Annotated in this window: 21 protein-coding genes and 1 pseudogene; 8 read left to right on the forward strand and 14 right to left on the reverse strand. The window is 69.9% G+C overall.

What is annotated here, in order from left to right; translation table 11 throughout:
* Nucleotides 1-16: 16 nt before the first annotated feature.
* Nucleotides 17-1,924 (forward strand): M48 family metalloprotease, encoded by a 1,908-nt coding sequence (locus tag HRU81_09875; GenBank protein ID QOJ32387.1) that lies wholly within the window; start codon nucleotides 17-19, stop codon nucleotides 1,922-1,924.
* A gap of 38 nt (nucleotides 1,925-1,962) precedes the next feature.
* On the opposite strand, the gene HRU81_09880 is transcribed toward HRU81_09875, so the two are convergent.
* Nucleotides 1,963-2,247: a TonB-dependent receptor gene (locus tag HRU81_09880; GenBank protein ID QOJ32388.1), complete on the reverse strand. Its 285-nt coding sequence runs from the start codon at nucleotides 2,245-2,247 to the stop codon at nucleotides 1,963-1,965.
* A 330-nt stretch (nucleotides 2,248-2,577) separates the two neighbouring features.
* Here HRU81_09880 and HRU81_09885 point away from each other — a divergent pair, with 330 nt between their 5' ends.
* Nucleotides 2,578-3,792, forward strand: a complete 1,215-nt coding sequence (locus HRU81_09885; protein QOJ32389.1) for an ATP-binding protein — start codon at nucleotides 2,578-2,580, stop codon at nucleotides 3,790-3,792.
* Nucleotides 3,793-3,862: 70 nt separating this feature from the next.
* Here the strand turns inward: HRU81_09885 and HRU81_09890 are convergent, their stop codons facing one another.
* From HRU81_09890 to HRU81_09910, 5 genes are all read right to left on the reverse strand, one after another.
* Nucleotides 3,863-4,549 carry a DUF1566 domain-containing protein gene (locus tag HRU81_09890; GenBank protein QOJ32390.1) on the reverse strand — a complete coding sequence of 229 codons (687 nt, stop codon included), beginning with the start codon at nucleotides 4,547-4,549 and terminating at the stop codon, nucleotides 3,863-3,865.
* 120 nt (nucleotides 4,550-4,669) lie between these two features.
* Nucleotides 4,670-5,398, reverse strand: coding sequence for a VPLPA-CTERM sorting domain-containing protein (locus tag HRU81_09895; GenBank protein QOJ32391.1), 729 nt, complete (start codon nucleotides 5,396-5,398; stop codon nucleotides 4,670-4,672).
* A 351-nt stretch (nucleotides 5,399-5,749) separates the two neighbouring features.
* Nucleotides 5,750-7,063 (reverse strand): hypothetical protein, encoded by a 1,314-nt coding sequence (locus HRU81_09900; GenBank protein ID QOJ32392.1) that lies wholly within the window; start codon nucleotides 7,061-7,063, stop codon nucleotides 5,750-5,752.
* Nucleotides 7,060-7,569: a hypothetical protein gene (locus HRU81_09905; GenBank protein QOJ33364.1), complete on the reverse strand. Its 510-nt coding sequence runs from the start codon at nucleotides 7,567-7,569 to the stop codon at nucleotides 7,060-7,062. Before HRU81_09905 ends, HRU81_09900 begins: the two co-directional genes overlap by 4 nt.
* 14 nt (nucleotides 7,570-7,583) lie before the next feature.
* Nucleotides 7,584-9,605 (reverse strand): TonB-dependent receptor, encoded by a 2,022-nt coding sequence (locus HRU81_09910; protein ID QOJ32393.1) that lies wholly within the window; start codon nucleotides 9,603-9,605, stop codon nucleotides 7,584-7,586.
* Nucleotides 9,606-9,867: 262 nt separating this feature from the next.
* Here HRU81_09910 and HRU81_09915 point away from each other — a divergent pair.
* Nucleotides 9,868-10,301: pseudogene (locus HRU81_09915) on the forward strand (LysR family transcriptional regulator).
* Nucleotides 10,302-10,490: 189 nt separating this feature from the next.
* Nucleotides 10,491-10,991, forward strand: coding sequence for a hypothetical protein (locus HRU81_09920; protein ID QOJ32394.1), 501 nt, complete (start codon nucleotides 10,491-10,493; stop codon nucleotides 10,989-10,991).
* A gap of 55 nt (nucleotides 10,992-11,046) precedes the next feature.
* On the opposite strand, the gene HRU81_09925 is transcribed toward HRU81_09920, so the two are convergent.
* Nucleotides 11,047-11,520 carry a hypothetical protein gene (locus HRU81_09925; GenBank protein ID QOJ32395.1) on the reverse strand — a complete coding sequence of 158 codons (474 nt, stop codon included), beginning with the start codon at nucleotides 11,518-11,520 and terminating at the stop codon, nucleotides 11,047-11,049.
* Nucleotides 11,521-11,608: 88 nt separating this feature from the next.
* On the reverse strand, nucleotides 11,609-12,316 hold the full coding sequence (locus HRU81_09930) for a hypothetical protein (GenBank protein ID QOJ32396.1): 708 nt from the start codon (nucleotides 12,314-12,316) through the stop codon (nucleotides 11,609-11,611).
* Between the two features lie 442 nt (nucleotides 12,317-12,758).
* Between HRU81_09930 and HRU81_09935 the strand changes: the two genes are divergently transcribed.
* On the forward strand, nucleotides 12,759-12,992 hold the full coding sequence (locus tag HRU81_09935) for an AbrB/MazE/SpoVT family DNA-binding domain-containing protein (protein ID QOJ32397.1): 234 nt from the start codon (nucleotides 12,759-12,761) through the stop codon (nucleotides 12,990-12,992).
* A 1-nt stretch (nucleotide 12,993) separates the two neighbouring features.
* Nucleotides 12,994-13,395 (forward strand): type II toxin-antitoxin system VapC family toxin, encoded by a 402-nt coding sequence (locus HRU81_09940; protein QOJ32398.1) that lies wholly within the window; start codon nucleotides 12,994-12,996, stop codon nucleotides 13,393-13,395.
* A 96-nt stretch (nucleotides 13,396-13,491) separates the two neighbouring features.
* Here the strand turns inward: HRU81_09940 and modA are convergent, their stop codons facing one another.
* From modA to HRU81_09960, 4 genes are read right to left on the reverse strand one after another with little or no spacing between them, the layout of a single operon-like run.
* Entirely contained in the window at nucleotides 13,492-14,289 is a 798-nt protein-coding gene (gene modA / locus HRU81_09945) for a molybdate ABC transporter substrate-binding protein (GenBank protein QOJ32399.1), read from the reverse strand.
* Between the two features lie 4 nt (nucleotides 14,290-14,293).
* Complete coding sequence (gene modC, locus HRU81_09950) at nucleotides 14,294-15,388, reverse strand: molybdenum ABC transporter ATP-binding protein (GenBank protein QOJ32400.1); 1,095 nt, start codon at nucleotides 15,386-15,388, stop codon at nucleotides 14,294-14,296.
* Nucleotides 15,389-16,075 carry a molybdate ABC transporter permease subunit gene (gene modB, locus HRU81_09955; GenBank protein QOJ32401.1) on the reverse strand — a complete coding sequence of 229 codons (687 nt, stop codon included), beginning with the start codon at nucleotides 16,073-16,075 and terminating at the stop codon, nucleotides 15,389-15,391. It abuts the gene before it with no gap.
* A gap of 25 nt (nucleotides 16,076-16,100) precedes the next feature.
* On the reverse strand, nucleotides 16,101-17,285 hold the full coding sequence (locus tag HRU81_09960; protein QOJ32402.1) for a PLP-dependent transferase: 1,185 nt from the start codon (nucleotides 17,283-17,285) through the stop codon (nucleotides 16,101-16,103).
* Between the two features lie 52 nt (nucleotides 17,286-17,337).
* Here HRU81_09960 and prmC point away from each other — a divergent pair, with 52 nt between their 5' ends.
* Nucleotides 17,338-18,195: a peptide chain release factor N(5)-glutamine methyltransferase gene (gene prmC / locus HRU81_09965; GenBank protein QOJ32403.1), complete on the forward strand. Its 858-nt coding sequence runs from the start codon at nucleotides 17,338-17,340 to the stop codon at nucleotides 18,193-18,195.
* Between the two features lie 82 nt (nucleotides 18,196-18,277).
* Nucleotides 18,278-18,793, forward strand: a complete 516-nt coding sequence (locus HRU81_09970; GenBank protein ID QOJ32404.1) for a sel1 repeat family protein — start codon at nucleotides 18,278-18,280, stop codon at nucleotides 18,791-18,793.
* A gap of 21 nt (nucleotides 18,794-18,814) precedes the next feature.
* Here the strand turns inward: HRU81_09970 and HRU81_09975 are convergent, their stop codons facing one another.
* A complete protein-coding gene (locus HRU81_09975) occupies nucleotides 18,815-19,996 on the reverse strand; it encodes a helix-turn-helix transcriptional regulator (GenBank protein QOJ32405.1) in 1,182 nt (393 codons plus the stop codon).
* A gap of 49 nt (nucleotides 19,997-20,045) precedes the next feature.
* Entirely contained in the window at nucleotides 20,046-21,251 is a 1,206-nt protein-coding gene (locus HRU81_09980; GenBank protein QOJ32406.1) for a hypothetical protein, read from the reverse strand.
* Between the last annotated feature and the right edge of the window lie 333 nt (nucleotides 21,252-21,584).

The raw sequence follows: 21,584 nt of genomic DNA on the forward strand, positions 1-21,584 counted from the left end.
GCCCCGCGCATCCGGCATGGACTTCTGGGCCCGCCAGGCCGATGCCCGCCGGCGCAGCCGCTGGCTGGTCAGCCTGTTCCTCGCCGCCGTCGCGGCCGTGGTAGTGGCCGTCAACCTCGTGGTGCTCGCCATCCTGGCAGTGGCGGACGCCGGCCAGGCGGTGACGGTGGAAGGCAGCTGGCTCACCGCCCATCCGCAGGCGGTGCTCACCACGACGCTGGTCGTGCTCGGCATCATCGGCATCACCAGCCTCTACAAGACCATGGCGCTCGGCTCCGGTGGCGGTGCGGTGGCACGCAGCCTCGGCGGCCTGCGCGTGCAGGCCGAGACCCGCGACCCGCAGGAGCAGCGCCTGGTAAATATCGTCGAGGAGATGGCCATCGCCTCCGGCGTACCGGTACCCGCGGTCTACGTGCTCGAGCAGGAGGAAGGCATCAATGCCTTCGCCGCCGGCCATACCGCGGCCAACGCCGCGATCGCCGTCACCCGGGGCGCGCTGCGCCATCTCGACCGCGCCGAGCTGCAGGGCGTGATCGGCCACGAATTCAGCCACCTCCTCAATGGCGACATGCAGCTCAACATCCGGCTGATCGGCCTGCTCTCCGGCCTGCTCGGCATCGCCATCGCCGGGCGCATGGCCTACCACTTCGCCCAGGGCAGCCGCAATGCACGCCGGGGCGATTCCATGCTGGCCCTGGCCGGGGTGGCGGTCATGGCGCTCGGCTACATCGGCGTGTTCTTCGGCCGGCTGATCCAGGCCGCGGTGTCTCGCCAGCGGGAATTCCTCGCCGATGCCGCCTCGGTGCAGTTCACCCGCGACCCGGCGGGGCTGCGCAATGCGCTGCTGAAGATCGGCAGCGTGCAGAGCTCGCGCCTGGCGCATCCGCTGGCCGAGGAAGTCGCCCACATGCTGTTTGCACCCGGCCTGACGCGCTGGCTGGCCACGCACCCGCCGCTGGCCGAGCGCATCCGCGCGCTAGGCGGCAGCGTCGATCCCGCCGCAGCCGACGGCCTGCGCCTGGAAGTCCGGCCGCAGCCGCTCGGCATCGCGCGCGTCGTCGCCGAGGACGCCATGCCCCGCTCGTTCAGTGATCCGGCCTTCCTGGCGCGGCAGACGCTGGCGCTGGACCCGGCCACGCTGCCGGGCCGGGTCGGCAACCCGGCCGCTGCCGACATCGAGCGCGCACGCGAAATGCACGCGCTGCTCCACGGGGAGGTCCTCGCCGGCGACGACCCGGCGGCGCAGGCCGGCGCGCTGCTGTTCGCCCTGGTGCTGGACGCCGATCCCGCCGCCCGCGCACTGCAGGTGGAGAAGATCCGCGCCGCCTTCGGCACCCATCTCGATGCCGCGCTCGACGCCGGGATGCGCAGCCTGCGGGACGTGCCGGTCGAGCGGCGCCTGGCGCTGCTCGGGCGCATCGTGCCTGCCCTGCGGCGGCTGCCGGTCGCCACGCGCAGGAAGATCCTCGACACCCTCAGCGCCCTCGCGCGCACCGATGGCGTGATCAGCGTCTTCGAATACACGCTGGGCACGCTGGCGCGCGTCTACCTCGACGAGACACTCGCGCCACGCCGCACCGGCCGCTACATCCGCCTCGCCGGTGCCACGGCCGAGCTGCAGATCCTCTTCGCCACGCTCGCGGCGCAGGGACAAGACGGCGCGCAGGCCACGCAGCTCGCCTACGAGCGCGGCATCGCCCGCCTCGGCCTGCCACGCCCGCTCCCGTACCGCGCGCAACCGGGCTGGGCCGCGGCCCTCGATCGCGCCCTGCGCTGCCTCGACGGCCTGGCGCCCGCGGACAAGGCGCGCATCGTCGAGGCGCTCGGCGCCACCGTCGTGCACGATGGCCAGGTCACCCGCACCGAGGCCGAGCTGCTGCGCGCCACCTGCGCCGCGCTCCACTGCCCCCTGCCGCCAATCTGATGGTGCCGGTGTTACGGTTTCGGCTGATGGTGCCGGTGTTACGGTTTCGGTAACCCGGTCCCCGGGTTCCAGACGAGCGTCGCCGCCCAGCTGCGGCCTGCCTCGGGAAAGCCCTCGTCATACGCATAGCGCTTGTCGGCCAGGTTCTGGCCCTCGACCAGCAGCCTGAGCCCCCGGCGGATGCCGATGTCGAGGCCGGCATCGACGATGCCGAAGCCGGCGGTCGTGCGACTGCCGTTGCGGGATAAAGGTGCCAGGCCGGGCTTTCCGGGCTTGTTGGCGCCAGCCATCGCGCGGAAGCGCCCGAGCGCCGAATCAACCACCAGCCAGCAGCTACGCCAGTGACAGGAACGCCGCATCAGGGTCGTGGGCAACCCCGCGCGGATAAAGGTGTCAGGCCGGGCCTTTCGGGCTTGTTGGCGCCAGCAATCGCCCAGGCGAATCCAGATGACCTTGGGCGGACCCGACGCTCAGCCGGCACTCGCCAAGCGGCGGGCGACATCGGCCATCGCCGTTCCGTAGCCGATCCCCGGGCCGTGCGCACCGCCTTGCGGGTGAAGGAAGGCGACGAGATCGCCTGCCAGAGCGAGCGGCGGTGGGAAGCCACACGCCGGACTTGCCAATTCGTTATGTGAATGAATATCATTCATGTCATGAAGACCCTGCCCCGTCTGGTAGACGACGCGCTTGCCGCGCGCCTGCGTGTGATGCCCGCCGTCGTGCTCACCGGCGCCCGGCAGACCGGCAAGAGCACCCTGGTCGAGAAACTCGTTCCGGGCGAGCGGCGCTATCGGTCACTGGACGACTTCGATGTACGCGATGCGGCTCGCCGCGACCCCGAGGCCCTGCTGGGCGGCGCCGATCCGCTGACGCTCGACGAGGTCCAGCGCGAACCAGGCCTGCTGACTGCGGTAAAGCGGGCCATCGACCGCGACCGCCGGCCCGGGCGTTTCCTGCTCACCGGTTCGGCCAACCTGCTCCTGATGCGACAGGTGTCGGAGTCGCTCGCCGGCCGCGCGAGCTACCTCACGCTCTGGCCGATGACCCGGCGCGAGCAGATCGGGCTCGGAAGTGCCGGTCGCTGGGACGATCTGCTGGGCGCGCCCGACGATCAGTGGTGCGACCTGCTGGCAGCCGGCGACGACCCAGAGGAAGACTGGCAGGCGCTCGCGCTGCGCGGCGGCTTCCCCACGCCGGCGCTGGAACTGACGACGCCGGCCGACCGCGCCATCTGGTTCGATGGCTACGTGCGCACCTATCTCGAACGCGACCTGCAGGACCTCGCCGCGATCAGCGCGCTGCCCGACTTCCGCCGCCTGATGCAGGCCGCCTGCCTGCGGCTGGGGCAGCTGCTCAACCAGACCGGGCTGGGACGCGATGTCGGCCTGCCGCAGCCGACGGTCCACCGCTGGCTCAACCTGCTGGAGACCTCCTATCTGCTCGTGCGCCTGCCGGCCTACTCGGTGAACCGCACCAAGCGGCTCGTCAAGTCGCCCAGGATCTTCTGGGGCGACACCGGCGTCGCGCTGCACCTCGGCGCCACCGCGCCCGCGGGTGCGCACCTGGAGAACCTGGTGCTGCACGACCTGCTCGCCTGGCGCGATGCGCGCGTGGACCGCGTGGAACTCGCCTACTGGCGCACCACGCTCGGCGAGGAAGTGGACTTCGTGGTCGAGGCCGGCGGCAAGCTGCTGCCCATCGAGGTGAAGGCCACCTCGACGCCGCGCCTGGCTGACTGCGCGCACCTGCGCACGTTCCGGCAGGAGTACGGGCGCAAGGCGCGCGCCGGATTGCTGCTGCACACGGGTCGCACGGTCGAATGGCTCACCCCGGACGTGCTGGCTGCGCCGTGGTGGAGGGTGCTGTAAGGACCCAGTCGCTGCAGCACCCGGGCCATCCCGGTTACCGGATCCTGCGCCGCTGCGCGGCGGGTAGCGATCAGCCGCCCCGCCGACCCCTGCGACGTGCGATCCCCAGCACGCCCAGTGCCGAGCCCAGCAGCCACACGGCCCCGGGGATCGGGATCACGCCGACATCGCCGTCGCGCACGGCCCACGCGTGGATGGCGTACGCGTAGTATTTGAGGCTGGTGGCCTGGAGGCCGTCCCCGAAGCTGAACCTCCACGCCTGAGCGGAAATGGGCGCGTAGGACGTGCCCGACCAGTAGGGGGCGGGGACGATGATACTGAACAGATCGAGGTTGTCATTGTGCGTCATGCTGATGGATTGGTATTCCACACCGCCCAGCTCGCCGTAGAAGAGATGGCCCATCTCGCTGCCGGTGCAGTTGTAGCCGAGGCTGCCTCCGATGGACTGGGTTCTACAGCTCGGATCCGGCTGCGGCGTCGTCGGCAGCCGCCAGTCGCTGTAGCCGAGATAGTTCGCGGTGTTCATCGCCGCAATCCACTCGTTGGCCGTGGTCCAGCTCATATGCCCGCCGTCATTGATGCCCGACACACCAAAGGTGTTGCTCGTCGCGAGGTTCGCATCGGCCAGCCAGGTGATGTTGAAATCGGTGTCATACACCGCCTGCCCACCGAGACGGCTCACCAGCGCCGCCTGCGCTGCACTTGCCAGCAGCAGCGACAAGGCTGCACCCGTCAGGATTCCGGTCCGCATGTTCATGGCTTCCCCCTTCTTCCGCCGACCTGTCGTCTACCGACCTGTTGCTGTTGTTCTCCTCAATCCTTTGCGCGACCCACCTTCCCAGGCTGACACCAGCTCGCAGCACCCGGGCCATCCCTGCTACCGGGCCCTGCGCCGCAGCGCGCCCAGCACGCCCAGTGCCGAGCCCAGCAGCCATGCCGCTGCGGGTACTGGGACCACTGGAGTCTCAAGAACGCTATCGCCGGGACGCACCGCCCAAGCGTAGGTGAAAAGGTCCGGGATAAAGCTGCCCTGGAAGCCGGCGGCGAAGTTGAAGTTCCACGCCTCGTAGGGTTCGAACGCGTCGGACGTGCCCGACCAGTAGCCGGCGGGCTGGAGATTAGAGAACGGGCCAGTATTGGTCAGGCAGAAGAGGGGGACGATGGTGCAAGCACCACCGGTCAGGTTGCCACTGGTGTCGTACCCCCCCACATTGCCCAGCGTGCTGTAGTACAGGTGCGCCATCTCGCCCGTGGACAGGTCCACGTTGTAACCGCAGTCGGTACCGCTGTAGGCATAGTTGCAACCTGGCGTGCCCGTGTCGATGGCGTTCGGCAGCCGCCAGTCGCTGTAACCCAGGTAATTCGCGGTGTTCATCGCCGCGGTCCACTCGTTGGCCGTGGTCCAGCTCATCTGCCCGGTGTCGGTGATGCCCGACACACCAAAGGTGTTGCTCGCCGCGAGGTTCGCATCAGCCAGCCAGGTGATATCTAAATCGGTGTCATACACCGCCTGTCCGCCCAGCCTGCTCAGCAGCGTCGCCTGGGCGCCGCCCGCCAGCAGCAGCGACAGCGCCGTGCCAGCCCACACTCCAGTACGCATGTTCATGGTTTCCCCCTGTCCCCGCTTGTTGCTGTTCTTCCCACGGCTGCTTGCGTAACCCGGTCTCCAGTGCCGAGGCTGCTCCCCCCCCGCGAATTGTCAATAAAAACTGAATACTGCCAGCGGCTTATGTAAATTGCCGGCAACCGGTACCGGCGAGCCCGATCACCACGGACAGCGCGGCGGCCATGAGCCGCCCGGTGGGATGACCCGTCCTGATCAGGTGGTCGCCCAGCCAGCCGCCGGCGACGACGCCGATGGTGCCCGCCGTATCGCGCCAGCTCTGTCAGTTTCATTGCAGGCGACTGCAGCGATGCATCCCTGCGGCTCCTCAGCGGCGAAGGTCCAGCGCCACGCTCAACGGCGCAGGACCCATTCGGCCAGCACGGCCCGCTCGCCTGCATCCATGGACATGAAGGCCGTGCGTGCGCGCTCCGCCTCGCCTTCATGCCAGAGGATGGCCTCCTCCACGCTGCGCGCTCGCCCATCGTGCAGGAGGGCCAGCGCCCGGCCCTCCTCCCTGCGCCAGCCGATACCCCAGAGTGGTGCGGTGCGCCAGCGGCTTGCCACCGGACGGCCGCGGACATCGCGATCGGCCAGACCGACGCCGAGATCGTGGGTCAACAGGTCTGTGTAGGCATGAATGACCCCCTCGCTCCCGTCGGGCAGGCGCACCGGCAGCGAGGACAGATGGCAGGCGGCACATCCCGCACCGGCGAACAGGGCAGCTGGCCGCCCGTCCCCGGCGTACACCGGCGACGCCGGAACGGCAAGCAGGCGCTGGTAGGTGACAACCGCATCGAAAAACTCCGGCAACACCTCCGGCGCACCGCCGTCCCGCGCGGCACGGCATGCAGGCTGGTGGATCGTGCAATCATCGCTTGCCAGGTCACTGCTGGTGAGCCCCTGTTCCAGCAGGAACGCCATGGCCGTCTGCTGGCGCAGCGTCGCAACCGTAGCCTGCCAGCCGAAGCGGCCGACAACCGACCGGCCAGCAACACCGCTGACCCACCGCGGACTCCCGGCCACGCCATCGCCGTTGGCATCCGTCGGATCTGCGCCCCTCACGATCGCGTCTTGCGCGATAGCGTCGAGCAGCCCGGCACCGAACACCGCGGGTGCGAGGCGCGGACGGATGACGGTACGCGCATCCAGTGCACCGTAGCCCAGCGCCTCCAGTCGATACCACGGTTCGCGCCGCTCCCAGCGCGACCCGTCACCATAGCACCCCGCCTGGATCCGGAACGACACGCGCACCCTGCCATCCGGCGGCACGCCATGGATGGCAGCAGGGCTCAGCATGCGTCCGTAGCGGGGATCACCACCATCAGCACCTGCACCGGCGAGTTGCACCACCAGCTGCCCGGGAATTTCCCCAGGCTCGATCGGACCCCGGCCGCGGGCACCGTCATTGTGGCAGCTGTCGCAGGCAGCATTGCCGAACAGCGGCCCCAGCCCATCGATGCGGCCGGCGCCGGCGGTGCCAGCCTCCACGAACCGGGTGTTGAACACGGCCTGGCCTAGCTCGTATTTAGCGGTCTCGGCACCCGGTGTGCACCATGGGGGCGGGTGGCGCGGATCGTCGAAGGCGGCGCGGCCCAGGTCGCCCGCCACGGCCATGGCACCAGCCAGAGCCAGTGCCGTGGCCACGAGGCAGGGCCAGCGCATCATCCGGCAGCAGTCACAGCCACACGCACCACAGCCTGCGCACTGCCACTGAATTGCACGAGGATTTCGCTGCCGGCCGGCATGTCGAACATGACGACCTTCTGCGGTTCGCAGCCGATGCTGCCCTGAAAGTCCACCGACGGCAGCAACTTTCCTGCCTGCAGGACATCGACCCAGAAATGCGCATCCTGCGACACCCGATAGCGACCGGCTGCGGGCACCTGGATCCGCAGGATGCCCGCATGGGCGCCATCGGCCAGCATCGGCTTCGCTGGTGGCGCCGCCAGCTCGACATCGCCCTGGGGCGCCAGCGCCACCGCGTACAGGCGCCCGACGTCGAGCAGCGGGGCCGGGGATGGCGAACGCCCTGCCACCACCGGGATCGCCGACCCGCGGAACAGCGCCATTTCGGCGGCGACATCCCAGCGAAACCCGCCACAGGCCTCCGCGGCGCGGGCCAACGGCGCCGTGGCGGCGCCTGTCAGCAGGGCCACTGCGCCGGACAACATGCTGCGACGGCCAATCACGGCAGCACCTCCCCCAGATTCCAGACGAGCGTCGCCGCCCAGCTGCGGCCTGCCTCGGGAAAGCCCTCGTCATACGCATGGCGCTTGTCGGCGAGGTTCTGGCCCTCGACCAGCAGCCTGAGCCCCCGGCGGATGCCGATGTCGAGGCCGGCATCGACGATGCCGAAGCCGGCGGTCGTGCGACTGCCGTTGCTGGTGCTGAGCCGGCCATCCTCGACCTTCAGGCCGAGGCGCAGGTGGACCCGCTCGCCGAGCGGTGCGCTGCTCGCGAGCTGCAGCTTGTGGTGCGGCGTGTAGATGGCGCGTACCTGCGGCTGCGACAGGTTGTCCACATCGAGGTAACTCCAGCCCAGGCTCAGTTCGCCGACGACAGGCAAGGTGCGCGCCAGCGACAGCTCGACACCCCGCCGGCGCTGGCGGCCGACGTTCTGCAGCTGCGAACAGGGCGGCGAGCTGCAGGCCGTGGCCGGCAGGCTCACGCTGCCGATGGCGTCGTCGAGCCAGCTGCCGAAGACGGCGGCGCGCGTCGCCACGCCGGCCAGGTCGCCAGCGACGCCCAGTTCCACGTGATCGGCCTGCTCCGCCTGCAGGCCGGGGTTGGGCAGTGCCGTGCCGAGCCGGTAGGAATAGCGGTCCTTGAGGGTCGGGAAGCGGGTCTTGCGGGCCAGGTTGAAGTCCAGTTCCCAGTCCGGCGCGAATGCCCATCGCAGGCCCGCGGTGGCATTGAGCGCGGAGTCGTCCTCGAGGTGGAACGGCGAGATGACGCCACCGATGTTGTTGTCGGCGCGCACGCTGTCGAGTGCATTCCAGCCGATGCCGAGGCTGCCGGTCACGGTGGCGGCGAGCGCACGGGTATGCTCCACGGCCACCGACCAGGTGCGATCCTCCATCTCCTCCCAGGGCTGGCCGGTGTTGTCCACTTCGCGGTGGACGTCGTCCTTGAAGTGCACCACCGCCCGGGTCACGCCCGCGGCGCCGCCCGGGGCCATCTCGGCCTCGATGCTGCCGCCGTAGGCATGGTCGTCGTACTGGCTGTCGAAGGCGTAGGGGCGCGCCTGGGTGTCGTAATCCGCGTTGTCGAAGGACTCGATGCGGTTCGCGAAGTGGTCGTAGTACAGGCGCGTGCGCAACCAGAGGGTATCGCCGAGCGGCAGCACGCCGAGCAGGTAGAGGTCTTCCTTGTCGTAATACGGCCAGCGCCAGTAGCGCGGCCTCACCTCCGGCGACGTGCCCGCGTAGGGGGGCGTGCCCTTGCTGCCATCGAGGCGGACGTAATTGAGCTGCCAGCCGGCGCCGCTGTCGCCCTGCCAGCCGAGCTTGAGGCCCGTGGTGAGATCGCGAGTCGAGGAATTCTCGCGCCGGCCGCCGTCCTCGGCCGGACCGTAGTGGCCATCGGGAATCCGGAAGAAGTCCTGGTCCAGCAGGAAGGCCGAGCCCTGCGCATACCAGTGGCCGCTGCGATAGCCGAGACGGCCACCGGCATCCGTGCGCTGCGCGGCGCCGCGCTCGTCCAGCACCAGCCCCGCGCGGGCGCTGGTGGTGAGCCCGTCGCCGGGCAGCGCCGTGACCACGTTGATGGCGCCGCCCAGCGCGTTGGGGCCGTAGAGCACCGATCCGCCCGCCTTGCTGACGCGGATCTCGCTGATGTCGCCGACACCGAGGCGGGCGAGGTCGATGTTGCCGTCGTAGGGGACATAGACCGGCACGCCATCGATGAACAGCGGCACCTGGCGGGAGTCGTAGCCGCGCAACTGGACCAGCGTCTCGTTGCGCGCCCCGACCCGGGTGAGAGTCACCGCCGGCAGCAGGTCCAGGGCATCGCCGAGGTCGCGGGTGGCAGCGGACTCGAGTTGCCGGGCCCCGATCAGGTCCATCGGCACGATGGCTTCGGTGTCGCGATGGGCGATGACTTCGATGACACCGAGCCCGGGACCGGCGGCCACCTGCGCGACAGCGCCCCCGGGTGATGCGGCGAGCATGGCGAGGAACGCAAGCGGGATACGGGCTGCGGGCTGCATGGACTACTCCGGCTGGGCACTGATCGGCAACGGGACTCGGTGTATTCGTGCGTATATAGCGCAATGCGGAGAAGTCGCGCATCGGTGCTGCGGCTTCACGACAAGGCCATGGCCTGTCCCGACCGGAGCAGCGGCGCCCGCCTCACCGATATCGCTATATACGGATGAATATAGAGCCTATCCCGGTGACGCGCATCGGCGCAATGACTTTTTTCATCGGCGCTATCATGGGCCGTCAGCAGCAGCCCGCCGGGAGAAGTACATGGTCACCGTCCGCTTCCGCCTGGACTTCGCCCCGGGCGCATCGGTGGGCCCCGGGAAGATCGACCTGCTCGCCGCCATCGATGCCGGCGGCTCGCTCTCGGCTGCCGCGCGCGAGGTGGGCATGAGTTACCGCCGCGCGTGGCTGCTGCTCGACAGCCTCAACACCAGCTTCGACACGCCGGTAACCACGGCGAGCGTCGGTGGCCGTGGCGGCGGCGGCGTCGTGCTCACGCCATTCGGCCGGGACCTGGTGCGCCACTACCGCGAATTCGCCGCCGAGGTGACCGCGCTCGCCAGCCGCCGCTGGGATCGCATCGCCGCCCGGCACGTGGTAGCCGAATCCTCGCGCCGCGGAAAGTCCGCCAAACCCCGGGCCAGCCTGTCGGCCGGCGTCACCGCCGTGGCCCGCAGGCCCCGCGCACGGTGATCTGATGGTGCCGGTGTTACGGTTTCGGTAACCCGGTTTCCCGGCTGCCGTCACCCGGTGCCGGTCGATGCTCCGACCAGCACCCGGCAGTGTGATCCAGGCCACGTTTGCAGGCGACCCCGGTATCATCGCCAACGCCGCGCTGCTATCTTTCATGCGTTCCGGCGGCGTTGCGCCGCGTGGTCCGATCCCCCATGGAAGATCTCTTCGTCGCGCTGGTCTTCATTGCCCTCATTGTCCTGGCGCTCGGTGCGGGGCCGGCGCGCGGACTGCGCCGCGCCTCGCGGGTGGTGGCCCTCGTCGGCTTTGCCTTCTTCGGGCTCGTCACGCTGGCCTGCCTCTACGGCATGATTGCGCTCGATGATCGTGGCGGCGGCGTGCTGCTGCTCATCGCCGTACCGAGCGGCATCATCGCCTGGCTGTTCCTGCACGCGTTCCTCGGCTCGCGCGAGACCGAAGCCTTCGCCGCACTGCCGCCCGCCGAGCAGCAGGCGCGCACGCACGAGCAGATCTCCGGCGAAATCGTCGCGCTCGAGCGCCGGATCGCCGCTGCCGACGCCGGGCGAGACCGCATCTGGATCAGCACGAAGAAGCGGGAGCGGCTGCGGCGGGAAGCCGCCAGTGCCCGCGAACAGCTCGCCGGCCTGCGTCGCATCGAGCAGGCGCTCTCGAGCCGGAAGGTGGGCGATCGCTGAGGATTCGGCTTTCCGAAACCGTAACACCGGCACCGTTTCCGCGTTTCCCGCGCCGTCATTCGGTGGCGGGGATGCTCCGGCCCGGCACGGTGGGCACTTCGATGAAGCCGTGACCGGAAGCCCGGTGGCAACCGTTGCAGGCGGTCGCCGCACGCGCGAACGCGGCATCGAAGGATTGCCGGTCACGCGAGGCGAGACCCGCCCGCAGATCGGCGAGCGTCACCTGGGCAAATGCGCCTGCCAGTCCGGGAAGCACCTCCGGATGGCCTTCACGCGGAGGCGCAGCCTGCAGCAGTGTCCCGCTGAACGCTTCCTCGATCTCGCCGAGTTCGTACTCCGCCAGTTCGAAGCGGCCGGCGGTCGCCGCACGGCCGAGGAGCTCGAAGCGGCGTGCGACATCGGCCATCACGGTTCCGTAGCCGATCACCGGGCCGGCGCCCGGCTCGCGGCGATCCGCGACCACGGGCTGCGAACACGCCGCGAGCGCCAGGAGCGCGGGCAGGAGCAGGCCGGCGGCGGAAGCTCTCACGCGAGTCGGCGGGTCCTGAGGCATCGGGCATGACCGGATGGGCGAGCGCAAACCCCGAAGTTATACGATCGTCCAAAAGGTGTCTGACTTATTTTGTCCCGAGCAATGACGGCCAGAACGACTCGATCTCGCCGAGCATGGCGAGGAACGCCTCACGTTCCGCCTCGCGACGTGCCTTGTCGATGGCCTCCCGGGTTCCCCACACGTCTGATCGCTGCTCACGAACGGCGGTTTTCTCCACGGTCCCGTAGACGTACCCGGTACGGACATCGATAAAGGCACCCGAGCAGGTTGCGGAGACGCGGGCCTTCCTGTTCGGGAAAAACCCCAGGCTGATCACCTGGAGAGGCCCGATCGTGGTCGTATCGGTCCGAAATGACGTATCCAGGGTGTAGACGAAGACCATATCAGCCCGCAACTGCGCCGCTGCCGTGCGCAGCTCCCTGGCAGACTGCAAGGACGAGGGCAGGAGAATGCGGCCCAGCGGGGCGACCCCGGCGACACCCGCCAGCCCTGCAAAGCGCTGAAAGTCCGCTTCTGTCTCGATGTCGCGCTGCGTGACGACGCTATAGCTGCCTGCCCCGTACCCTTCACTCGTGGCAGAGGCATAACCGCTGGCCTGAACACGCGCGATCGCGAGGCGCACCGGGAACTGCGCAGCCGGCTGGCGCGACAGGGCTTCGGCCACATCCGCATCAGTCATGGCAGGGATTGAAGCGGGACCACCGGGCGTCACATACGAAGTACAACCGGCGAGAACAATCGAAAGAACGAACGCACGGCAGAGCTTCATCATGACGTTCGATCCTCTCAGGCTAACGATCAAGCCGAACCGACGACAATGCCCGACACATCAGGACGCCAGCTCCAGGGTTGTCTCACGACCAGGTGGTGCACTGAACCGCGGAGCCGGAAGCCAGGCGGCCCATTCTATCTTCAGCCGCCTTTCCCGGCAGCGCACAAGAAGGTGTCCAAAAAGGTGCCTGACATATTTATCGAGCAGGCGCTCTCGAGCCAGAAGGCGGGCGATCGCTGAGGCTTCGGCTTTCCGAAGCCGTAACACCGGCACCGTTTCCGCACTGTTCCGCGCAGATTCACGAGGCGACAGACGACGCACACCGTGCCAGAGTGGCCATGAAGGCAGCCGATATCCGATGTGCGTCACACTTGCACCCGCCCGCCTCGCCACCGCGACCCGCTTGGCCTATGCTTGGCCTATGCCACGACGAAAGCCAGCCATGCACACCGACCGTCACGTCCGACTTTTCCGCAATGGCCGAAACCAGGCCTTGCGGATTCCCCGCGACCTGGAGCTTCCCGGCGAAGAGGCCATCTTGCGCAAGGAAGGCAATCGACTGATCGTCGAGCCCGTTGCAAGGCCGTCGCTGTTGACCGTCCTGAAATCGCTGCCGCCTCTTGTCGAGGATTTTCCGGAAATCGGCTCCCCGCAGGCCGAGCCTGTCGATCTCTGACATGGCGAGACGCTATCTGCTCGATACCAACGTCCTGTCGGACCTGGTGCGGCAGCCACAAGGCGCTGTTGCGCGGCGCATCGCCAGGATAGGCGAAGCGCAGGTATGCACCAGCATCATCGTCGCCGGTGAGCTGCGCTACGGCGCGACACGGAGCGGATCGGCAAAGCTGATGCGGCAGGTGGCTGCCGTACTCGGGGCAATGGATGTTCTGCCATTCGAGGCCGACGCAGACCTGCACTACGCGGCGATCCGGCATGCGCTCGAAAGCAGGGGAATGGCCATTGGTGCCAACGACCTGCTGATCGCAGCACATGCACGCGCAATCGATGCAGTATGCGTGACCGGCAACGTGGCCGAATTCAGACGGGTCGCCGGCTTGCGCGTGGAAAACTGGCGCTGATGTTTACAGGTCTCGCCCCGACGAAGCTTCCCACGATCGACTCGCAGGAAATCATCTCCGCCAGAACACGGTCCGGGCAAGGGCTTCGCATTCCCCTCACCTCGATCCAGGCACGAATCCGGCAGCCGCAAACCGTGCCGCAGCCACGGGCCCGCTGACAAAGGCGATGAAGGCCTCGGCACCGGCGGCGGCATCGCGCGTGGCAGCGACGGGGTAGCGGATCGGCGGGTAGCTGTCAGCGGGAAAGGCGGCAACGACGCGCACGCGGGCGTCGGCCTGTGCATCGGTGGCGTAAACGATGCCGAGCGGCGCCTCGCCTCGCGCCACGTAGGCCAGGGCGACACGCACGTTGTCCGCACGCACCAGGCGCCCCGCGACCTCGTCCCAGACGCCGAGCGTCGTCAGCGCGGCGCGGGCATAGCGGCCGACGGGCACGAAATCCGGATCGCCGGTGGCCAGCCGGCCGCGAGGACCGAGCGCCGCCGCCAGCGGGAAGCCCGGGGCCACGGCCAGCTGCAGCCGGCTGTCGGCGGGTGCGATCAGCACCAGGCTGTTGGCGACCACATCGTGCCGCGTGCCGCCGCGGAGCAGGCCGCGGGACTCCAGGTAATCCGTCCACTCCCGGTCCGCGGAGAAGAACACATCGGCGCGCGCGCCCGACTCGATCTGCCGCGCCAGGGCGGAGCTGGCCGCGAAGGAAAAGCGCGGCAGCGGCTGGCCGGTGGCGGCATAGTCGGCACCGATCTGCTGGAGCACGTCGGTCAGCGAGACGGCGGCGAACACGGTCAGGCGTGGCGGGGCCTCGGCAGCCCGGAGGCCAACCGGTTGCAGGACGAAGCAGGCCAGGACCGTGAAGGACCTCAGCCTGGACAGAAGCGCGACCAGCCCCGACATGGCATCACCCTCGACAAGCCTGGGCAGCAGCCGCCCGCAGGGACACCGCCTTGACCAGCACCCAGACCGGCTTCCCGGGACCGAGCCGCAGCTCGTCCACCGCGAGACTGGTCACGCGCGCCAGCACGGCCACTCCGCCCACGTCGACCGTCACCCGCCGCGAGTGCGGTGACTCGGCATCCACCGCCGTCACCGAACCCGCCAGCGCGTTGCGCACGCTCAGCCCCTGCGGCGGCTGCGTGGCGAGAATGACATCGCGCGCCAGCACCTGCAGCCTCACCGGCATGCCGGCGGCCAGGCCTCCGGCCGGCACGCGCAGCGTGCCTGTGCCGGCCGTGACGCTGGCCAGGCCGGTCGCGGCATCCACGGCCGTGACGACCGAATCGAGCACCGCACCCCCGGCGCCCTCGCCCGCCAGCCGCCCGAGCGCCGGGTGCAGCGCCATCTCCGCCAGCGAACCGGCGGCCACCACGCTGCCCTGCTCCATCAGCACCAGATGGGTGGCCAGCCGCAGCACCTCGTCGAACTGGTGGCTGACGTAGAGCATCGGCAGCCGCCAGTGGTCGCGCAGCCGCTCGAGGTAGGGCAGCACCTCCTCGCGACGCGCGGCGTCGAGCGAGGCGAGCGGTTCATCGAGCAGCAGCAGCCGCGGCTGCGCCAGCAGCGCACGGCCGATCGCCACGCGCTGGCGCTCGCCCCCCGAGAGCCCGCCGGGCCGGCGCGCCAGCAGCGACTCCAGGCCGAGCAGTGCCACCACGTCGTCGAAGCCGATGCGGGCAGCGCCCTGGCTGCGCCGCAGGCCGTACCCGAGGTTGCGCCGCACGTCGAGGTGCGGGAACAGGCGGGAATCCTGGAACACGTAGCCGAGCCGGCGCCGCTCGGCCGGAACATCCACGCCGATGGCGGCATCGAACAGCACCTCGCCGTCGAGGGCGATGCGCCCGGCATCGGGTCGCAGCAGGCCGGCGACCGCATTGACCACGCTGGTCTTGCCCGATCCGGAGGCGCCGAACAGCGCCACCAGCGCCGGCGCCGGCGCGGAGAACGCCGCCCGCAGCCCGAAGGCGCCGAGCTGCCGCCGGATGTCGACCTCGATCACTCAGGATCCCCGCAGCGCACGCATGCGGCGCGCCAGCAGCTCGGCGAGCGCCAGGCCGCTGAAGCCCAGCGCGAAGGACAGCGCCGCCAGCCGCGCGGCCACGGCCTCGCCACCGGGCATCTGCAGCGCGGTGTAGAGCGCCAGCGGCAGCGTGCGGGTCTCGCCCGGGATGTTGGAGACGAAGGTGATCACCGCGCCGAACTCGCCGAGGCTCGCGGCGAACGCCGTCACCGCGCCGGCCAGCACGCCCGGCAGCATCAGGGGCAGCGTCACGCTGCGGAAGCGGTCGAAGGGCCCGGCACCGAGCGTGCGCGCGGCGTCCTCGAGGCCTGGATCGATGTGTTCCAGCGAGATGCGGATGGCGCGCACCATCAGCGGGAAGGACATGACCGCGGTGGCCAGCGCCGCACCCGCGCGGCTGAAGACCAGCTGGATGCCGAAGGTCTCGAGCAGCCAGCCACCCATTGGCCCGCGGTTGCCGAACAGCACCAGCAACAGGTAGCCCACCGCCACCGGCGGCAGCACCAGCGGCAGGTGCACGAAGGCATCGAGCAGTGCGCGGCCGGCGAAACGCCCGCGGGTCAGCAGCCAGGCCACGAGGATCGCCAGCGGCAGGCTGAACAGCACGCTGCGGCTGGCGACGTCGAAGCTGAGCCAGAGCGCCTGCCACTCCATCTCGGTCAGCATGGATGCGGCCCGCCGCCCGGCAGGCTCAGCCGAGTGCCGCGTCGAGGTCGGCGATGAGGTCCCCGGCATCCTCGATGCCGATGGACAGCCGCACGAGATCGTCACGGATGCCGGCGGCATGCCGCTGCGCCGCCGGCATCGCCGAGTGGCTCATGGCGGCCGGGTAGCCGGCGAGGCTCTCCACGCCACCGAGGCTCTCCGCCAGGGTGAACAGCCGCAGCCCTGCGAGGAAGGCGCGGGCCGCGGCCTCGCCGCCCTCGATCTCGAAGGACATCATGCCGCCGAAGCCGCGCATCTGCCGCTGCGCCAGCGCGTGCTGGGGATGCTGCGGCAACCCGGGGTAATGCACCCGGCGCACGCGAGGATGGCCGGCGAGGAACGCGGCGACGGCCTGCGCGTTGGCACAGTGGCGTTCCATGCGCAGCGCCAGCGTCTTGATACCCCGCAACATCAGGTAGCTGTCGAAGGGCCCGGCCACCCCTCCGGCCACGCTGCGCAGGGCGTGCAGGCGCTGGCCCAGCTCCGGCGTGGCGGCGACGAGGAAGCCGCCGAGCACGTCGGAGTGGCCACCGATGTACTTGGTCGCCGAGTGCATGACGACATCGGCGCCGAATTCCAGCGGCCGCTGCAGCATCGGCGTCGCGAAGGTGTTGTCGACCACGGTCAGCACGCCGTGCCGGCGCGCCAGCGCGCAGGCGCCGGCGAGGTCCTGGATGCGCAGCAGCGGATTGCCGGGCGTCTCCAGCCAGAGCAGCCGGGTATCGGGGCGCATGGCCGCCTCGATGGCCTCGAGGTCGCAGCAATCCACGAACGACACGCGCAGCCCGGCGCTGCGCGGCCGGACCTCGCCGAGGATGCGGAAGGTGCCGCCATAGCCATCGTGCGGTGCGATGACATGGGCGCCGGCATCGAGCAGCTCGAGCACCGTGGCCGTGGCAGCCATGCCGGAGGCAAAGGCCAGCGCGCGCGCGCCGCCCTCGAGTTCCGCGAGGCAGCGTTCCAGCGCATCGCGCGTCGGGTTGCCGCTGCGCGTGTAGGCCCAGCCCTGGTGCTCGCCCACGGCGGCCTGCGCGAAGGTCACGCTGGTGTGGATCGGCGGCATGACGGCGCCGGTGGCCGGATCCCGCGTGGCACCCGCGTGGATGCACAGCGTGCCGGGTCCGGGCTTGCGGGCCGCGCCAGCGGAAGTCTTGTCGGAATGCCTGGCCATGTGACAATGCCGCAGCTGTCTCCCGGCGCACCATACCATCGGCACCCCGAAAATGAATCCGCCCGTTGCATCCACCGTCGAGGCCCTGCTCCGGGCCGGCGTGCGCCTGCTCGAAGGCTCCAGCGCGTCACCGCGCCTCGATACCGAGGTGCTGCTGGCCCAGGCCCTGGGCTGGGACCGCAGCCGCCTGTTCATGCACCGCGACCAGCTGGTGCCGCCAGCCATCGCCGCGCGCTTCCTCCGCGACATCGGCGCGCGCCAGTCGGGCCGTCCGCTGGCGCACATCAGCGGCCAGCGCGGCTTCTGGACCCTCGACCTCGCCGTGACCGCCGATGTGCTCGTGCCGCGACCGGAGACCGAACTGCTGGTCGAGCGCGCGCTGGCCCGGCTGCCCGCCGGCCAGCCGGCACGCGTGCTCGACCTCGGCACCGGCAGCGGCGCCGTCGCCCTGGCGATCGCCGTCGAACGGCCTCGGGCGCAGGTCCTCGCCACGGATCTCAGCGCAGCAGCGCTCGCGGTGGCGCGTGCCAATGCGCAGCGCATCGGCGCCGGCAACCTGCGGCTGGCCGAGGGCGACTGGTTCGCCGCAGCGAGTGGCGGACGCTTCGATGTCGTCGTCTCCAATCCGCCCTACATCGCCGACGCCGAGTGGGCCACGGTCGACGCCGGGCTCGCCTTCGAGCCGCGCTGTGCGCTGGCAGCCGGTGCGGATGGCCTCGATGCCTTGCGGATCATCATTGCCCGGGCGCCGGAGCATCTCGATGACGGCGGCTGGCTGCTCCTCGAGCATGGCGCGACGCAGGGCCCGGCAGTGCGTTCGCTGATGGAAGGCGCCGGATTCCACCGGCTGGCCACCGCGACCGACCTCGCCGGCCACCCGCGGGTGACCGAGGGGCAGCGGCGCGCCTGAGCAGGCATCGTGCGGCAAAGCCGTCGTTGGCGGCGATCGCTGCTAAAGTAGCCGCCCGCTCCCTGCCCACAGGCGATTCGCCATGCGCCCGATTGCCCTGCTGCTCCTCATTCTCCTGGCCACCCCGGCAGCCTTCGCCAGCGAATGCCGCAATGCACTGCGCCCGCTGCTGCTGAGCACCACGCCGGATCCAGGGGCCTTGCAGGCCGTGCGCGCCACCTGCCAGGCCGAGGCCGACGCCGGCGACGCCGTTGCCCTCTACGAGCTGGCGCTGTTCCACCTCGGCCTGAACGGTGAATGGCAGCCGCAGGAGGCGATCCCGCTGATCCGCGATGCCGCCACGGCCGGCGTGCCGGAAGCGCAGTACTGGCTCGCCTGGCAATATGAAGCGGGCCCGCTGCTGGAGCATGACCAGGCGCTGGCGCTGTCCTGGTACCAGCGCGCCGCCAACGCCAACCACCGCCTGGCCGTGGCGCGCCTGGCCAGCGCCTATGCGGGCGGCGAACTCGGGCTGGCCCGCGATCCGCTCAAGGCCGCCGAGTACAAGGCCCGGGAGGCGCAGTGCCTGCGCCGGCAGCAGGCGGCTGCCGGGAGCTGAGCCGGCCGCCTGGCACGGCCGTCAGGATGGCGGCGCGGGCGGCACAGCCGGCGCCCCGCGTCCCGCCGACATCCACAGCGAATTCGACAGCTTCTGCATCAGCTGCCCCTGGGTGCTGACGCCGAACTTGGCATAGATGCTCTTCAGGTGGCTGCGGATGGTATGCCGCGTGAGGGCCAGGCGTTCCGCCGCCGTCTCCACCGATCCGGCGCCATACAGCACCTCGCAGACCCGCGCTTCCGCCGGTGTCAGCTGGTAGAGCCAGGCGAGGCGTTCGACGGGCAGGACCCTCGGCACATCGACGTCATGGACCACCACCATGGCGCCCGCGCCCTCCGGCAGGATCGCGCGGTCGGCAGCGCTGCTGCAGGAGATCACCGACAGCACCAGCGGCGCCCTGCCACCCCGGCGCGGCACCCGGATCTCCTGCGGCAGCGGATCGGCTTCGCCGGCAGCAGCGGTCAGCGCCAGGCGCAGCGCATGCTCGAACTCGGTCTGCACGGTGACCGACTCGAACAGCAGCCGCCCGCCCTTGAGCATGACCTCCCCCTCGCGATCGAGGCTGGCCCGCGCCAGCGGATTGCAATGCAGGGCGTAGCCGCTGCGATCGAGTATCACCACCGACTGCCCGGACCGGTCGAAAGACGCCAGCGCCTGGCGACGGCCCGCATCGCCCAGCGCAATCCGTTCCTCCAGCTCCAGCATGACCTGCAGGAACGGCAGGAGATCGCGCATCAACGCCAGTTCGCCGTCGCCGAAATCCCGGTCCGGGCGCGTGACGCAGACGTTGGCAAAGCGCTGCGGCTGGTTCTGCAGCACCGCCAGCAGGGCGAACTTCATGCCCGCCTGCTCACCGATGCGCCGGTAGAGCGAGTTCAGGCGCAGCTCGCTGGCCGGAATCACATCCGTGGAGCGGAACACTGCGCCGGCTGGCCGTCGCAGCAATTCCCGCCAGATCAGGTCCTCGGCCAGGTCGCGTCGTGCCAGCTCCGGCAGGTATTCCAGCGCGATGCCGTGGGTCAGGAAGATGGAATCACGGGGGTGCACCCGGTCGAGCCGGATGCAGAGCCCCGCCTGCCCGCCGAGCAGGGGCACCAGCCGCGCGAGGACCCGCTGCCAGCCGTCGGCTCCCATTATTTCCCGGAAGAGCTCGGCCAGCACTTCGTCCGGCACGAGCAGAGGCTGCGGGGCAACGGGCGGCATGCGCGCCGATGCGGTACTGCCCGCCGCCAGCCCGGCTGCGGGGCCCGGGTCAGCTGGTGTGTCGGGCGCCATCACCAGGGGTCACCATGTGGAGCGAATCCGCCAGGCGATGCAGCAGCTGCGACTGGTTCTGGACCCCGAACTTGGAAAAGATGCGCTTGAGGTGGCTGCGCACCGTATGCGTGGAGAGACACAGCGAGGCAGCCGCCTCCTCGACACTCGTGCTGCGATGGATGGCAAGGCAGACCCGCATCTCGGCGGGGGTCAGCCCGTAGATGCGCTGCAGATGGGGCTGTGGCAACTCCTGCTCGGCCCCGACATCGAACAGCAGGACCAGGCAGCCCGCGCCGATCGGGAAAACGGCGTGGTCGGCGGCGCGTGCCAGGGGCACCATGCTCAGCACCAGCTGTCGCCCTGCATCCTGCCGTGGCACACGCAGCTGGCTGGGCACGAGGCGGGCCTCGGTGTCCGCCGTCGCCGCCACGATCCGGTGCAGCGCGCGCTCGAAGTCCGTCTGCGCCGCAAGGCTGTCGAACAGGAAGCGCCCTTGCCTGAGGGTGACCCCCGCGCCCTGTCCCAGGATCCGGGTCGCCGCGGCATTGACGTGGAGCGCGTAACCACTGCGGTCGAGTACGGCAATGGCCTGGCCTGCCACGTCGAAGCTCTGCAGCGCTTCGCGCCGGGCCGCATCGCCCAGCATCACCCGCTTGGCCAGGGCTGCCGCGGCCTGCAGGTGTGGCGTCAGGGCCTCGAGCAGGGCGACTTCGGCGTCGGTGAATCCACCGCCGTCGCCACCCCGGAGGAAGCCGAGGCCGGTGAAGACATCCGGACCCGATTCCAGAACGACATGGATGAAGTGCCCGAGGCCCTCGGGCACGGCGATCCGGGTGTACAGCTGCCCCCTGCGCTGCGGAGCCGCTGGCACGAGGTCGAATGTCCGCGACACCCTGCCGGCCGGCAGGCGGAGCGTCGCCTGCCAGATGCGATCCTCGCGCAGGTCCCGGTCAAGCAGCAAAGCGGTGGAGGCCGGCGAGAAGCCGATCATCTCGGCCATGGCGCTGCACGGGTGATTGCGGTCGAAGCCTGCCGCCATCGCCTTCTCGCAGCCGAACAGCGGCGCAAGCAGCGACAGGATCCGCACCCAGAAATCCGGCTGCAGGGTGGCAGCGTAGAGGCGCCGGTACAGTTCCGCGGGTACGGCCGATTTCGCGGGCAGGCACCCCGCCTCACCGGCCGGCTGGCGTTGCTGTCGCATCACGGTTCCCCTGCGAACGGTGATCGTTGCGCTGCCGGAAATTATGCCCCAGGGAATGCATGCGGCGACGCCTCGTACCTCACCCAAATGAGTGAGGCGAAAAGTCGCGGGCTGACGACCGAAATTCCCCCATGCGGGGGATGCGCCATCCGCAAAGCGGTGGCAGGCTCTCTCACGCTGAATCGCCGGCGATGCATCGCCGCCACCCAGGAGGCCAGCCAATACGGCGTTCCCCCCGGGGCTGGTATCCGGCGGCGGGAATCGCGGGTCCTTCAGGCAAAGGGTGTTAGCTGTTCGCCGGTGCCCGGCGGCGGCCGCTTCCCTGTAGCGCGG

This window comes from Gammaproteobacteria bacterium, assembly GCA_015709695.1.
Classification (GTDB): Bacteria; Pseudomonadota; Gammaproteobacteria; order Steroidobacterales.

Bases quoted from the DNA above. Each gene is read 5' to 3' on its own strand.
- HRU81_09875 (QOJ32387.1), top strand. From the start codon at position 17: ATGGACTTCTGGGCCCGCCAGGCCGATGCCCGCCGGCGCAGCCGCTGG.
- HRU81_09885 (QOJ32389.1), top strand. From the start codon at position 2,578: ATGAAGACCCTGCCCCGTCTGGTAGACGACGCGCTTGCCGCGCGCCTG.
- HRU81_09890 (QOJ32390.1), bottom strand. From the start codon at position 4,549: ATGAACATGCGGACCGGAATCCTGACGGGTGCAGCCTTGTCGCTGCTG.
- HRU81_09895 (QOJ32391.1), bottom strand. From the start codon at position 5,398: ATGAACATGCGTACTGGAGTGTGGGCTGGCACGGCGCTGTCGCTGCTG.
- HRU81_09900 (QOJ32392.1), bottom strand. From the start codon at position 7,063: ATGATGCGCTGGCCCTGCCTCGTGGCCACGGCACTGGCTCTGGCTGGT.
- HRU81_09905 (QOJ33364.1), bottom strand. From the start codon at position 7,569: ATGTTGTCCGGCGCAGTGGCCCTGCTGACAGGCGCCGCCACGGCGCCG.
- HRU81_09910 (QOJ32393.1), bottom strand. From the start codon at position 9,605: ATGCAGCCCGCAGCCCGTATCCCGCTTGCGTTCCTCGCCATGCTCGCC.
- HRU81_09920 (QOJ32394.1), top strand. From the start codon at position 10,491: ATGGAAGATCTCTTCGTCGCGCTGGTCTTCATTGCCCTCATTGTCCTG.
- HRU81_09930 (QOJ32396.1), bottom strand. From the start codon at position 12,316: ATGATGAAGCTCTGCCGTGCGTTCGTTCTTTCGATTGTTCTCGCCGGT.
- HRU81_09935 (QOJ32397.1), top strand. From the start codon at position 12,759: ATGCACACCGACCGTCACGTCCGACTTTTCCGCAATGGCCGAAACCAG.
- HRU81_09940 (QOJ32398.1), top strand. From the start codon at position 12,994: ATGGCGAGACGCTATCTGCTCGATACCAACGTCCTGTCGGACCTGGTG.
- modA (QOJ32399.1), bottom strand. From the start codon at position 14,289: ATGTCGGGGCTGGTCGCGCTTCTGTCCAGGCTGAGGTCCTTCACGGTC.
- modB (QOJ32401.1), bottom strand. From the start codon at position 16,075: ATGCTGACCGAGATGGAGTGGCAGGCGCTCTGGCTCAGCTTCGACGTC.
- HRU81_09960 (QOJ32402.1), bottom strand. From the start codon at position 17,285: ATGGCCAGGCATTCCGACAAGACTTCCGCTGGCGCGGCCCGCAAGCCC.
- prmC (QOJ32403.1), top strand. From the start codon at position 17,338: ATGAATCCGCCCGTTGCATCCACCGTCGAGGCCCTGCTCCGGGCCGGC.
- HRU81_09970 (QOJ32404.1), top strand. From the start codon at position 18,278: ATGCGCCCGATTGCCCTGCTGCTCCTCATTCTCCTGGCCACCCCGGCA.
- HRU81_09975 (QOJ32405.1), bottom strand. From the start codon at position 19,996: ATGCCGCCCGTTGCCCCGCAGCCTCTGCTCGTGCCGGACGAAGTGCTG.
- HRU81_09980 (QOJ32406.1), bottom strand. From the start codon at position 21,251: ATGCGACAGCAACGCCAGCCGGCCGGTGAGGCGGGGTGCCTGCCCGCG.